The organism is Enterobacter wuhouensis (assembly GCF_035835995.1).
GTDB classification, from domain to species: domain Bacteria; phylum Pseudomonadota; class Gammaproteobacteria; order Enterobacterales; family Enterobacteriaceae; genus Enterobacter; species Enterobacter wuhouensis.
Genome location: NZ_CP142124.1, coordinates 3659195 through 3672657, shown reverse-complemented (window position 1 = coordinate 3672657; position 13463 = coordinate 3659195). Strand labels below are relative to the sequence as shown.

15 protein-coding genes are annotated in these 13463 nt (G+C 58.1%); 10 read left to right on the top strand and 5 right to left on the bottom strand.

Annotated elements, in window-relative coordinates:
* Positions 1-195 precede the first annotated feature (195 nt).
* Positions 196-522 (bottom strand): DUF883 family protein, encoded by a 327-nt coding sequence (locus VPX56_RS17420; protein ID WP_131633784.1) that lies wholly within the window; start codon positions 520-522, stop codon positions 196-198.
* Between the two features lie 158 nt (positions 523-680).
* Between VPX56_RS17420 and VPX56_RS17415 the strand changes: the two genes are divergently transcribed.
* Positions 681-1025: a DUF2002 family protein gene (locus tag VPX56_RS17415; RefSeq protein ID WP_023333165.1), complete on the top strand. Its 345-nt coding sequence runs from the start codon at positions 681-683 to the stop codon at positions 1023-1025.
* Between the two features lie 32 nt (positions 1026-1057).
* On the opposite strand, the gene alaE is transcribed toward VPX56_RS17415, so the two are convergent.
* On the bottom strand, positions 1058-1507 hold the full coding sequence (gene alaE / locus VPX56_RS17410; RefSeq protein WP_131633785.1) for an L-alanine exporter AlaE: 450 nt from the start codon (positions 1505-1507) through the stop codon (positions 1058-1060).
* A 495-nt stretch (positions 1508-2002) separates the two neighbouring features.
* Between alaE and stpA the strand changes: the two genes are divergently transcribed.
* On the top strand, positions 2003-2407 hold the full coding sequence (gene stpA, locus VPX56_RS17405; RefSeq protein ID WP_131633786.1) for a DNA-binding protein StpA: 405 nt from the start codon (positions 2003-2005) through the stop codon (positions 2405-2407).
* Positions 2408-2443: 36 nt separating this feature from the next.
* On the opposite strand, the gene VPX56_RS17400 is transcribed toward stpA, so the two are convergent.
* Complete coding sequence (locus VPX56_RS17400; RefSeq protein ID WP_131633787.1) at positions 2444-2623, bottom strand: YodC family protein; 180 nt, start codon at positions 2621-2623, stop codon at positions 2444-2446.
* A 221-nt stretch (positions 2624-2844) separates the two neighbouring features.
* On the opposite strand from VPX56_RS17400, the gene VPX56_RS17395 reads away from it, so the two are divergent.
* Entirely contained in the window at positions 2845-3003 is a 159-nt protein-coding gene (locus VPX56_RS17395) for a YqaE/Pmp3 family membrane protein (RefSeq protein WP_007681616.1), read from the top strand.
* Here the strand turns inward: VPX56_RS17395 and VPX56_RS17390 are convergent.
* Positions 3000-3929, bottom strand: a complete 930-nt coding sequence (locus VPX56_RS17390) for a LysR substrate-binding domain-containing protein (RefSeq protein WP_131633788.1) — start codon at positions 3927-3929, stop codon at positions 3000-3002. The two genes, VPX56_RS17395 and VPX56_RS17390, sit on opposite strands and share 4 nt — an antisense overlap.
* Positions 3930-4249: 320 nt before the next feature.
* Here VPX56_RS17390 and VPX56_RS17385 point away from each other — a divergent pair, with 320 nt between their 5' ends.
* The 7 genes from VPX56_RS17385 to VPX56_RS17355 all read left to right on the top strand — a co-directional run bounded on the left by VPX56_RS17385 (position 4250) and on the right by VPX56_RS17355 (position 12793).
* Positions 4250-4855, top strand: a complete 606-nt coding sequence (locus VPX56_RS17385; protein WP_326467952.1) for an ankyrin repeat domain-containing protein — start codon at positions 4250-4252, stop codon at positions 4853-4855.
* A gap of 107 nt (positions 4856-4962) precedes the next feature.
* Positions 4963-6504 (top strand): acyl-CoA synthetase FdrA, encoded by a 1542-nt coding sequence (gene fdrA, locus VPX56_RS17380; RefSeq protein WP_326467950.1) that lies wholly within the window; start codon positions 4963-4965, stop codon positions 6502-6504.
* Positions 6504-7919 (top strand): YlbE family protein, encoded by a 1416-nt coding sequence (locus VPX56_RS17375; protein ID WP_326467948.1) that lies wholly within the window; start codon positions 6504-6506, stop codon positions 7917-7919. The genes fdrA and VPX56_RS17375 overlap by 1 nt, the downstream gene beginning before the upstream one ends.
* Before the next feature lie 11 nt (positions 7920-7930).
* A complete protein-coding gene (locus VPX56_RS17370; RefSeq protein ID WP_326467946.1) occupies positions 7931-9475 on the top strand; it encodes a xanthine permease in 1545 nt (514 codons plus the stop codon).
* Between the two features lie 120 nt (positions 9476-9595).
* A complete protein-coding gene (locus VPX56_RS17365; protein ID WP_326467945.1) occupies positions 9596-10552 on the top strand; it encodes a carbamate kinase family protein in 957 nt (318 codons plus the stop codon).
* 1 nt (position 10553) lies between these two features.
* Positions 10554-11933 carry an amidohydrolase family protein gene (locus tag VPX56_RS17360; protein WP_326467943.1) on the top strand — a complete coding sequence of 460 codons (1380 nt, stop codon included), beginning with the start codon at positions 10554-10556 and terminating at the stop codon, positions 11931-11933.
* 125 nt (positions 11934-12058) lie between these two features.
* Positions 12059-12793 carry a class I SAM-dependent methyltransferase gene (locus tag VPX56_RS17355; RefSeq protein ID WP_326467941.1) on the top strand — a complete coding sequence of 245 codons (735 nt, stop codon included), beginning with the start codon at positions 12059-12061 and terminating at the stop codon, positions 12791-12793.
* On the opposite strand, the gene VPX56_RS17350 is transcribed toward VPX56_RS17355, so the two are convergent.
* Positions 12787-13389 (bottom strand): short chain dehydrogenase, encoded by a 603-nt coding sequence (locus tag VPX56_RS17350; protein WP_326467940.1) that lies wholly within the window; start codon positions 13387-13389, stop codon positions 12787-12789. The two genes, VPX56_RS17355 and VPX56_RS17350, sit on opposite strands and share 7 nt — an antisense overlap.
* Positions 13390-13463 lie beyond the last annotated feature (74 nt).

The following is a 13463-nucleotide window of genomic DNA, read 5'->3' as shown; positions in this document are numbered from 1 at the left end:
AGGTTGTGTGTATCTTGCTAAAGGGAATACTAGATGTAGTTGTGATAAGTTTCAACCATACAAGATATGGGAAATTTAGATTGATTATGCCCCGGCGATGAGCCCGGCGGGGCAGGGCAGGCTGTACGGGATTTTCAGGCGAGCGGGCAAAGAAAAGCCCCGGCGCCAGAGGCTACCGGGGCTGACAGGCCGCGCTTACTTGCGCAGGCTGAGCAGCGCGCCGACGAAAATGCCGACCGCCGCGACCGTGCCCAGCGTGCAAAGCGGTTTTTCGCGCACGAAGGTAGTGGCGCAGCTCGCCATGTCGCAGGCAGCCTGCGTGGTACGCGAGCGGCCGTTCATTCTGGCCCGCGTTTCACGCAGCAGAGACTGAGCCTTACGTTTCGCGGCATCCGCATCATCCTTCGCGTCGGTTCCCCAGGATTTCAATACATCTTCCAGGGTGTCCGCTAATTGACTGACATCATTACGAATATCCTGAGCGTCGTCATTAATATCGTTTCGGTTCGGTCTGTTAAACATACGATCCTCCATAATTTGCGTTCCCGTTTAGTGTAGTTCAGAAATTTAATATCTGAAGGGAGTCACGCCTTATCGGGCAGTTTATGGAATATTCTGAAAGCCCTGCTAATGCTGAATACTGTAAGGTTGCCGGGCAGGAATGATAATGAGGAAGAGATATGTATTTACGACCCGATGAGGTGGCGCGCGTTCTTGAAAAAGAAGGGTTCACCATGGATGAGGTAACGTCAAAAGCGTACGGATATCGCCGTGGCGAGAATTATGTTTACGTTAACCGTGAAGCAAGAATGGGGCGCACCGCTCTCATTATTCACCCGACGCTGAAAGACAGAAGTTTGTCATTTGCTGAGCCCGCCTCGGATATTAAAACCTGCGATCATTATCAGCAATTTCCGCTCTATTTAGGCGGTGAAAGGCATGAGCATTATGGTATTCCGCACGGTTTCAGCTCGCGTATGGCGCTGGAGCGATTCCTGAAGGGATTGTTTGGCGACGTTCAGTAGGTTTGCGACTGGCCTGGGCCAGTCGCCTCATATTACGCTTTTGCCTGGCTGTACTGGCTGACTTTGAACAGCCGACGACAGTAGTCGAGAAAATAGCCGTAAACCGCACCCATCAACATCGAAATCACGATATTTGAGCTGACCGCAGCGGCAATCTGATGCCAGTCTGCGCCAACGACCAGCAGAATGGCGACGTAAACCGGTGACTGAAACGTCACGTACGCCAGCACGTCTGCCAGATTTTTCACCCAGCCTGCGGGGCTAATACGACGCGCAAATCGCATCACGGCATCGCGGTATAATCCGTAAGGCCAGGCAATGATGATGTTGACCGGGATCGCGACCAGGCGAGAAGAAAGCGACTGCTCGAAGGTCATTCCGGAGAGGAATATTTCAATCAGCATGTTCACGACGGAACAGTAGACAACCATCGCGAAGGTATCCGCTACCGCGTGGCGCAGGCGAGATTGCGGTGAGAACATGTCTGAACTCCTTGAGAAGACACACGGGTAACGTTTTGCCCGCAGCAATTAGTGCTTTAGGTTGGTTTGTTTTGTGTGTATAGCGTATCTCTCTGCGTTTAAACTAACAACTAGTGATTAATTTTTATTTAATCGCCTTTTGTCCACAAAATCCTCTATGATTGTGCGATTTTTGCACGCTTCGTTATTATGTTCCTTAACCGCCGTTTTGTAATTCAAAATCAATAGCTTAAATTTTATGGATGGCGTGCGATTTTGGCTCTTATGGCCTGAAGCACAGCATTCTGCAGTTTGGCTTAAAAGTGAACATTTATATTGAAGTGGGGGATATATTCCCGGGTAAACATGCAGGCACCTGTTCAGATATTTAAAATTCATATTTTAAAATACTTACAATATTGTCAAAAAGAGTGGATGGGTAGATATTGGCGGGGAAATCAATTATTCTACCCGTTGATTTTTCGACTTACCCCAAAGAAAAGGTTTTCAATTATTATGTCTTTGACGTTACAGAATCTTAATAATATCCGTACTCTGCGTGCGATGGCGCGTGAATTATCCCTGGACGTGCTCGAGGAAATGCTGGAGAAAGTCCGCATCGTTGCCGAAGAGAAACGTAGCGAACAGGCGGAATTCGAGAAACAACGTGCTGAGCAGCAGGATAAAATTAATGCGTTGCTGGAACTGATGAAAGCCGATGGTATTTCACCTTCTGATTTGCTCGGTTCAGAACGCGCAATCGCGGGTCAGCCAGCGAAAAAACGCAAAGTTCGTGAGGCGAAATATCGCTTTACCGACGTGAATGGCGAAGAGAAAACCTGGACCGGTCAGGGCCGCACGCCGAAGCCAATTGCCACTGCGCTGGCAAACGGCAAATCACTGGATGATTTCCTGATCTAATCCAGAAGCCGGGCGGAGCGCCGCCCGGTTATATTATTAGCAGACGCCGAAATCACCTGCTTCGGTATATAAGGTCACGTCTGCGGCTTTCAGCGTAAATTTCTCGCCCTGCTCATTGCTGGCCTGTACCGCCACAATGTTCTCACCGTCCACTTCGAGCACTTTCAGTTTTGGGCCGCCCTGACGCGGTTGTACATAATCACCGACAGAAAACATAACACCTCCTCATTGATTTGTGCGTTTCACCTTAGCCCACGCTGCGTCCAGGGCACAATGAATTTCCTGTTTCTACCCCTGAGTGGTGAGCGCTTAAGCCAGTGTAAAGAGGGTAAAGGCAGGTAAAAGCGCGAGGGCGCCCTGGCAGCAAGCGGTAAACTGGCTATGCTTAGAGATACTCTCTTTTTATTTTCAATTGGTTAGCTTGCACGGAGTTTTTTATGGGTTTTTGGCGTATCGTGTTTACCATCATCCTGCCACCGCTGGGCGTGCTGCTTGGCAAAGGATTTGGCTGGGCATTTATTCTCAACATCCTTCTCACGCTGCTGGGCTATATTCCCGGCCTTATCCACGCGTTTTGGGTGCAATCCAAAAGCTAGGCCCGCCAGAGTAAATCGCTGTAGATCCCGGTCAGGACGCCGTCTGGCGCAAACTGCTGTTTGATCCAGCGCGTCACCTGGCCGGTCGCCGCATGCTGCGTGGCGAGCAGCATGCGTGAATCCTGACGCGGGTTATTGATCCGCCGCGTTATCAGCAGCCCATCTTCCATCGCCTCCCGCGCCATATACTCCGGTAAAAAACCTATCCCTTCGCCCAGGATCTGACACTGGCACTTGGTGTTGAAATCCGGCACCAGAATCGCCTCCTGCCCGTGCAGCAGCCAGCCAACCTTCTTGTTAATGGTGTGCGCCGTGTCTTCCACCATGATGTTGGGATACAGACGAAGCTGGCTTTCCGCTATCGGCTCCGGCGAAAACGCCAGCGGATGCGTCGGTGAAATGGCAAAGACCCAGCGGATAGCGCCGATCTCGGTGTAGTCAATGCCGCCGCCGTCGAGCAGGGTATCCGGCGCGCCAATGGCAATGTTGGCCTGATTGTTAATGATGGAGTCCCAGACGCCGTTATACACCTCGGTGGTCACGGTGATCTGGCAGGTGGGAAACTGCTTTTTCAGCACCTGCAGCAGCCGGGCGGTGTGGCGAGGGGTATACAAAAGCTGATTGATGCAGATGCGCACCCGGGTTTCGATCCCCTGGGAAATGGTATCTATCCCGCGCTTGATGGCGTGAAAATCGTTCAGCAGGTCGGTGGCCTTGCGGTAAAAGTAAAACCCGGACTCGGTCAGTTCGATGCTGCGCGTGTTGCGCACGAACAGCACCACGTCCAGCCCGGTCTCCATGCGCTTGATGGTATAGCTAACGGCCGAGGTAGTGACACCCAGCTCGGCGGCGGCTTTGCTGAAGCTGCCGAAGCGCGCTGCGGTGGTGAAGGTCAGCAGGTTCTCTTCGGTAAAGATGGAATTCATATCTCACTCCCGTCAGCCATCAGTTTTGAACATATTTTAACAACGCCGTTACAACGCATTTGAAGCCGATCACAGTTCTGACTCTTTGTCGTAGGCCGCACACCATAAGGCTTCATCAGACATAAGCAGAATGCAGCTTCGCGCGCTAAAACGCGGAGAAACATAAGAAAAAGGTTGCACGGACGCACGTTTTGACCTGACTGTTGAATTTACCTCAACAATGAATTGACTGTCGATGAATCATTTTTAAGCGGATTCTTTTATGACCAGGCTGTTGCTATTCTCAGGTCAACAGAAATAAAAACATCGGGAGTCTGAATATGTCTGCGAACGAACTCGTTACTGAATTTCTGCTGGCGGCAGAGGAGGGCAATAGCGACGCGCTAAAAGCCTGCCTGGAAAAAGGCGTGGATATTAACGCCACCAACCGCCAGAAAAGAACCGCCGTTATCATTGCCAGCCTGAAAAAACATTATGCCTGCGTAGCGTTATTAATTGCAGCCGGGGCGGATATTGATAAGCAGGATCAGACCTGCTTTAACCCCTTCCTGATTAGCTGCCTGACCAACGATATCACCCTGCTGCGCACTGTCCTCCCGGCCAATCCCGATCTCGACCGTCTGACGCGCTTTGGCGGCGTGGGCATTACGCCCGCCAGCGAAAAGGGGCACGTTGAGATCGTGCGCGAGCTGCTGGAAAAAACCGATATCAACGTCAACCACACCAACTTTGTCGGCTGGACGCCGCTGCTGGAGGCGATCGTGCTTAACGACGGCGGCGCGAAGCAGCAGGAGATCGTCAGGCTGCTGCTGGATCACGGCGCGAACCCGCACATGACCGATAAATACGGTAAAACGCCGCTCGAGCTGGCGCGGGAAAAAGGCTTCGATGCGATAGCTGACCTGCTGCTGGCGGCGGGCGCATAACGCATTTGGCCAGCCTTTTCCGGCTGGCCGTTAATTGAAAAGTATTTTTAACCGACGTGCATTTTGCGCGACGGCGGCCCCCTTTTATCCGCGTTCTGGAGAAAATAATGCCAACCAAAATCGTCATAAAAAAGAACACCTATTTTGATTCGGTATCATTAATGTCCGTTTCCACCAAAGCCAATAAATTGCCGGGCGTCGATCAGGCGTTTGTGGCTATGGCAACGGAAATGAATAAAGGCGTATTAAAAAATCTCGGGCTATTAACGCCGGAATTAGCGGAAGCCAAAAACGGCGACCTGATGATCGTGATTAAAGGCGACGCGGCGAATGAGGAAACGCTGGCCGCCATTGAAGCGCTGTTCACGCGTAAAGAGAGCGCAGGCTCCCATGAAGCGCGCTACGCGACGATTGCCAGCGCCAAAACCCATCGTCCGGACAGCAACCTTGCGGTGATTTCCGTCAACGGCACCTTCGCCGCCCGCGAAGCGCGCCAGGCGCTTGAAAACGACCTTAACGTGATGCTGTTTTCCGATAACGTGTCGCTCGACGACGAGCTGGCGCTTAAGCAGCTGGCGCACCGGAAAGGGCTGCTGATGATGGGGCCGGACTGCGGCACCGCCATCATCAACGGCGCGGGACTGTGCTTTGCCAACGCGGTGCGCCGCGGCCCGATCGGCATCGTCGGCGCATCCGGCACCGGCAGCCAGGAGCTGAGCGTGCGCATTCACGAGTTCGGCGGCGGCGTGTCGCAGCTGATTGGCACCGGCGGGCGCGATCTCAGCGAGAAAATCGGCGGCCTGATGATGCTCGACGCCATCGAGATGCTGGAGGCCGACGACGCCACGCAGGTGATTGCGCTCATCTCCAAGCCGCCGGCTCCTGCCGTGGCGGAAAAGGTGCTGGCCCGCGCCCGCGCCTGCCGCAAGCCCGTTGTCGTCTGCTTCCTTGGGCGCAGCGAACCGCCCGCCGATGAGGACGGCCTGCAGTATGCGCGCGGCACCAAAGAGGCGGCACTGAAGGCGGTCCTGCTCACCGGCATCAAAAAAGAGTCCCTGGACCTGCATCCGCTCAACTGGCCGCTGATTGAAGAGGTGCGCGCCCGCCTGACGACGCAGCAGAAGTACATTCGCGGCCTGTTCTGCGGCGGCACGCTGTGCGACGAGGCGATGTTCGCGGCGCTTGCGAAATTTGACGACGTTTACAGCAACATCCAGCCGGATCCCGCGAAACGCCTGAGCGACATCAGCGTCAGTAAAGCCCATACCTTCCTCGACTTCGGCGACGACGACTTCACCAACGGCAAGCCGCACCCGATGATCGACCCGACCAACCGCATCAGCCGCCTGCTGCAGGAGGCGCGCGACCCGGAGGTGGGCGTCATCGTGATGGACTTCGTGCTGGGCTTCGGCGCGCACGAGGATCCGGTCGGCGTGATGCTCGACGCCATCAAAGAGGCGCAGGCCATCGCGAAGGCCGATCGCCGTCCGCTTGAGATCCTCGGCTACGTGCTCGGCACCGACCAGGATCCGCAGTCGCTGTCGCAGCAGTGCCAGCTGCTGACTGATGCAGGCGTGATCTGGGCCAGCAGCAGCACCAATACCGGATTACTGGCGCGCGAATTTGTCTGCAAAGGGGAGAAAGCATAATGACCACCTTATTCAACCAGCCGCTGAACGTCATTAACGTCGGCATTGCGATGTTCAGCGACGATCTTAAAAAACAGCACGTACCCGTCACCCGGCTCGACTGGACGCCGCCGGGGCAGGGCAATATGCAGGTCGTTGAGGCGCTTGACCAGCTGGCGGAAAAACCGCTGGCGGAGAAAATCGCCGCCGCTAACCAAATCGCCCTTGAGCGCATTATTCAGTCCCATCCGGTGCTGGTGGGCTACGACCAGGCCATTAACGTTGTGCCGGGCATGACCCGCACCACCATTCTGCACGCCGGTCCGCCCGTCTCCTGGGAAAACATGTGTGGCGCCATGAAGGGCGCGGTCACCGGGGCGCTGGTGTTTGAAGGGCTGGCGACAGATCTGGACGACGCGGCAAGGCTGGCGGCCTCTGGCGACATTACCTTCTCGCCGTGCCACGAGCACGACTGCGTGGGCTCGATGGCGGGCGTCACCTCCGCGTCGATGTTTATGCACATCGTCGAGAACAAAACCTATGGCAACCGCGCGTTCACCAACCTCAGCGAGCAGATGGCGAAGATCCTGCGCATGGGGGCCAACGACCAGAGCGTGATCGACCGCCTGAACTGGATGCGCGATGTGCTCGGCCCGATGCTGCGCGACGCGATGAAGATTATCGGCGAAATCGACCTGCGCCTGATGCTGGCCCAGGCGCTGCACATGGGCGACGAGTGCCACAACCGCAACAACGCGGGCACCACGCTGCTTATTCAGGCGCTAACGCCGGGGCTGATCCAGGCGGGCTATCCGGTAGAGCAGCAGCGCGAGGTGTTCGAGTTCGTCGCCAGCAGCGACTACTTCTCCGGCCCGACGTGGATGGCGATGTGTAAGGCCGCGCTGGACGCCGCGCACGGCATTGAGTACAGCACCGTCGTCACCACCATGGCGCGCAACGGCTACGAGTTTGGCCTGCGCGTTTCCGGCCTGCCGGGGCAGTGGTTCACCGGCCCGGCGCAGCAGGTGATTGGCCCGATGTTCGCGGGCTATAAGCCGGAAGACTCCGGGCTGGATATCGGCGACAGCGCCATCACCGAAACCTACGGCATCGGCGGCTTTGCGATGGCGACGGCCCCGGCAATCGTTGCGCTGGTGGGCGGGACGGTGGACGAAGCCATCGACTTCTCCCGCCAGATGCGCGAAATCACCCTCGGCGAAAACCCGAACGTCACCATTCCGCTGCTCTCGTTTATGGGCATCCCAAGCGCCATCGACATCACCAAAGTCGCGGGCAGCGGTATTCTGCCGGTGATCAACACCGCCATTGCCCATAAAGACGCGGGCATTGGCATGATTGGGGCGGGCATCGTTCACCCGCCGTTTAGCTGTTTTGAAAAGGCGCTGTTGACCTTCCGCGATCGCTACTTTTTATAAGGCAAGCATCCATGAAAAACATGAAGCTGGAGTGGAAAAGAGGTGACTGGGCGGCGTATTTCGGGTTGATGACCAACAACCTGACCAATCTGCTGACCATGATGGGGCTGCTCATTTTTGTCGTCGGCATCCCGAAGGAGATTGTTTATGGACGCATCGCACCGGCCTTCGGGCTGGCGGTGCTGGTCGCGAGTATTTGCTACGCGTGGTTTGGCCTGCAGATGGCGCGCGCCACCGGGCGCACGGACGTCACCGCGCTGCCGTCCGGCCCGAGCGCGCCGTCGATTTTTACCGTCACCTTCCTGGTGCTGATGCCGGTTTATCAGCAAACGGGCGACGCGGATTTTGCTATCCAAATCGGCCTGGTGTGGTGCTTTGTTGAGGCGATGATCCTTGCGGGCGGTTCGTTTTTAGGGGAAACCATCCGCAAGATGATCCCGCGTACCGTGCTGCTGTCGTGCCTGTCCGGTTTAGGCCTGCTGCTGCTGGCGATGAACCCGATGCTGCAGGCGTTCGAAGCGCCGACCGTGTCGTTTATCGTGCTGCTGCTGATCTTCATCAACTGGTTCGGTAAAAAGCCGATTTTCGCCAAAATCCCGACCGGCCTGCTGTTGTTAATCGCCGGTACGGCGCTGGCGTGGATCTCCGGCCTGCAAAGCCCGGAAGCGATCAAAGCCTCGATGTCGTCATTTGGCTTTAACCCGCCGCAGGTGCACGTGGAAGGCTTCCTGCAGGGGCTACCGCACGCCCTGCCGTATCTCGCGTCTGCCGTACCGCTGGGGCTGGCGAACTACATCTTTGACCTGGAAAACATCGAAAGCGCCCACGCGGCGGGCGATCCCTACCCAACCCGCAAGGTGATGCTGGCGAACGGCCTGGCCTCGATGCTCGGCTGCCTGATGGGCAACCCGTTCCCGGTGACGGTCTACGTCGGTCATCCCGGCTGGAAAGCGATGGGGGCCAGCATCGGCTACACGCTGGCCTCCGGCGTGACCATGTTCATCGTGCCGCTGTTCGGGCTGGGGGCGTTTATGCTCGCCATCATACCGATGACCGCCATCGTGCCGATTCTGGTGTTTATCGGCATCGTGACGGCCAACCAGGTCGTAAGGGAAACGCCCAAGGTGGAGGTGCCGGTGATCTTCATCTGCCTGTTCCCGTGGATCGCCAACTGGGCGCTGACCATGATGAACAGCGTGATGGGGGCGGCGGGCACCAGCGCGGCGAAAATCGGCACCGACGTGCTGCACAGCAAGGGGATCTACTACGAAGGGCTGATGCACCTCGGCAACGGCGCGCCGCTCGCCAGCATGCTCTGGGGCTGTATCGCCATCTTCTCCATCATCAACAAGCCGCTGCGCGGGGCCGTTGCGGCAGCCGTCGGCGCGCTGCTGGCGCTGTTCGGCGTCATCCACGCCCCGGTGGTGGGATTTGCCGAAGGCAGCTCGCTGATGTTCGTCACGGCCTACCTGATGATGGGCGGCATGTTTGTGGTGAAGCATTTCCTCGATAGCCGGGAAGCTGCGAGCGCTGCGGCACCGGTTTCTGAAGCTTAAAACATTTCCCCTCACCCTAACCCTCTCCCCAAAGGGGAGAGGGGACGTTAACTCCCTCGCCCCTTTGGGGAGAGGGCCGGGGTGAGGGGAAACATACCGCACCGATGTGAAGGAAAGCATATGAAAGAGCTTATGGTCGTCGCCATCGGCGGCAACAGCATTATCAAAGACAACGCCAGCCAGTCGGTTGAGCATCAGGCGCAGGCGGTGAAAGCGGTGGCCGAGTCGGTGCTCGAAATGCTGGCCTCCGACTATGACATCGTGCTCACCCACGGCAACGGCCCCCAGGTGGGGCTGGATCTGCGCCGCGCCGAAATCGCCCACGAGCGGGAAGGGCTGCCGCTGACCCCGCTGGCAAACTGCGTGGCGGACACCCAGGGCGGCATCGGCTACCTGATCCAGCAGGCGCTCAACAACCGCCTGGCCGCGCGCGGTGATAAAAAAGCCGTGACGGTGGTCACCCAGGTCGAGGTGGATAAAAACGATCCCGGCTTTACGCACCCGACGAAACCTATCGGCGCGTTCTTCACCGAGTTGCAGCGCGACGAGCTGCAGCGTGCGCACCCGGACTGGCGTTTTGTCGAAGACTCAGGCCGCGGCTATCGCCGCGTGGTGGCCTCTCCGCAGCCGCTGCGGATTGTCGAGGCGGATGCCATAAAAACCCTGACGCAAAAAGGCTTTGTGGTGATTGGCGCGGGCGGCGGCGGAATACCCGTGATCCGCAGCGAGCAGGGCGACTACCAGAGCGTCGACGCGGTGATTGATAAAGATCTCTCCACCGCGCTGCTGGCGCGCGAGATCCGCGCCGACGTGCTGGTGATCACTACTGGCGTGGAGAAAGTGTGCGTTAACTTCGGCAAGCCAAACCAGCAGGCGCTGGACGGCGTAAACGTGGCGCAGATGACGCGCTACATGGACGAAGGCCACTTCCCGGCGGGCAGCATGCTGCCCAAAATCGTCGCCTCGCTGGAGTTTTTAAAACACGGCGGCAGGCGGGTGATTATCACCTCGCCGGACTGCCTGCCCGCGGCGCTGCGCGGTGAAACCGGCACCCATATCGTTAATGAAGGAAGATAAGATGAGTGAAAATAAAAGCCGCCGCGAGTTTATTAGCCAGAGCGGCAAAATGGTCACCGCCTGCGCGCTGTTTGGCGCCACCGGCTCCGTCGCGTATGCTGCGGATACCGCAAAGCCAACCTGCGAGACGGGCAAACCGATGAGCATCACCGCAAAACACTACTACCTCGACAACGTGCTGCTGGAGGCCGGGTTCAATTTTGACGGCAGCGTGGCGACGAGCACCCGCACCGAGCTGAAAACGCTGGAAATCAAAGACGGAAAGATCGTCGCCCTGCGCGACAACGGCAGCCACGCCGACGCTGCGCTGCCGCACTACGACGCGGGTAAAAAGCTAATGCTCCCGGCGATGCGCGACATGCACATCCATCTGGATAAAACCTTCTACGGCGGCCCGTGGCGCTCGCTGAACCGTCCGGCGGGCACCACCATTCAGGACATGATCCGCCTTGAGCAGAAGCTGCTGCCGGAGCTGCAGCCCTACACCCAGGAGCGCGCGGAAAAGCTGATCGACCTGATCCAGTCGAAAGGTTCCACGGTCGCCCGCAGCCACTGCAATATTGAGCCGGTTTCCGGGCTGAAGAATCTGGAAAATCTGCAGGCGGTATTAGCTCGCAGAAGCGCAGGCTTTGACTGCGAAATCGTTGCCTTCCCGCAGCACGGCCTGCTGCTGTCGAATGCAGAAAAGCTGATGCGCGAGGCGATGCAGGCCGGGGCGCACTACGTGGGCGGGCTGGACCCGACGAACGTGGACGGCGCGATGGAGAAATCCCTCGATCTGATGTTCCAGATTGCGCTGGACTACGACAAAGGGGTGGATATTCACCTGCACGAAACCAGCCCGGCGGGCGTGGCGGCGGTGAACTACATGGTGGAAACCGTGGAGAAAACGCCGGAGCTGAAGGGCAGGCTGACCATCAGCCACGCCTTCGCGCTGGCGACGCTCAACGAGCAGCAGGTGGATGAGATCGCCACCCGCATGGCGGCGCAGCAGGTGACCATCGCCTCCACCGTGCCGATTGGCACCCTGCACATGCCGCTGAAGCAGCTGCGCGAGAAGGGCGTGTTCGTGATGACGGGGACCGACAGCGTGATCGACCACTGGTCGCCGTATGGCCTGGGGGACATGCTGGAGAAAGCGAATCTCTATGCGCAGCTCTACATCCGCCCCAACGAGCAGACGCTTTCCCGCGCGCTCGGTATCGCCACCGGCGACGTGCTGCCGCTGAACGACAAAGGCGAGCGCGTGTGGCCGAAGGCGCAGGACGACGCCAGCTTTGTGCTGGTGGACGCCTCCTGCTCCGCCGAGGCCGTGGCGCGCATTTCACCGCGTACCGCGACGTTCCACAAGGGCAACCTGGTCTGGGGTACTGTGGGCTAAAAGCGAGCCGGGTGGCGCTGCGCTTACCCGGCCTACGGTTCGGAGATTTTGTAGGTCGGGTAAGGCGAAGCCGCCACCCGGCAATGCTTTATACTGGGAGTCACATTCTTAAAGAGGGATCTGCCATGGCACAAAACATCTACGATAACCTGGCGTTTTTCGAGGGCTACGCCCAGCTTCCGCGCTCGGTGCAGGGTCTGGACGGCGCGCCGGAGTGGCCCGCGCTTAAGGCCATGCTGCCGGATTTAACCGGCAAATCGGTTGTCGATCTCGGCTGCGGCTACGGCTGGTTCTGCCGCGCAGCGCGCGAGCTGGGCGCGGCTGACGTCATCGGTGTCGATATTTCCGAAAAGATGCTCGCCCGCGCGGCTGAAATGACGGATGACCCACGAATTCACTATCAGCGTAGCGATCTGGAATCTCTCACGCTCAACGAGAACGGCCTTGATTTGATCTACAGCTCGCTGGCGCTGCACTATCTGCCGGAGCTGGACTCCCTGTTTGCGAAGGTTCAGCGCGCGCTCAAGCCCGGCGGCAGCCTGGTCTTTTCGATGGAGCACCCGATATACACCTGCGCGAGCCGTCAGGGCTGGCTGACCGACGACAGCGGCGAGCGGTTCTGGGGCGTCAACCATTATCAGGAAGAGGGCCAGCGCGTCAGCAACTGGCTGGCGGACGGCGTTATCAAGTATCACCGCACGCTCGGCACCACGCTCAACGCGCTAATCAAGGCCGGACTGACGATCGATGAGGTCAACGAATGGGGCCCAACGCAGGCGCAGATTGACGCCTGGCCCGCGCTGGCCGAAGAGGCTGAACGCCCGATGCTGGTGCTGATCGCCGCCCGTAAGGCTCAGTAACCGACCCTGTACACCCGCCCGCTCTGCACGCCTTCCACGCTGCGGCGGTAGGCCAGCGCCACGGTGGCGGCGGGCACGCTTTCAAAGCCCGGGAAGAAGCCGTCGTACGCCTCGGCGGATTCCGTCAACACCGTCGGGCTAATCAGGTTGATGCGAATGCCGCGCGGCAGCTCACAGGCCGCGGCGCGAACAAAGCCTTCCAGCGCCGCGTTCACCGTGGTGGCATTCACGCCCTGCGCGATCGGCTCGTGCGCCACAATGCCGCTTATCAGCGTAATCGAACCGCCTTCGTTCAGGTGGTGCTGGCCGGTCAGGGCCAGGCGCACCTGCCCGAGCAGCTTATCCTGCAGCCCCTGGTTGAAATCGCTGTCCCTCATGGTGGCGAGCGGGCCAAAGTGCAGGCCGCCGCTGGCGGAGACAATCGCATCCACCGGGCCAGTCTTTTCAAACAGCGCCTGCACGCTCTCCTGCGAGGTGATATCCACCTGATGGTCGCCCTGCGTACGGCCGACGCGAATGACCTCGTGGCGACGGCTTAACTCTTCCGTAACTGCACGGCCGACCGTGCCGCTGGCACCAATAATCACGATTTTCATAGCAGACTCCTTAACGTTGTGAGCCTTCATTCTTTAATAAATAAAAAGTCAGATAAACTGGACTAACGTTAGAT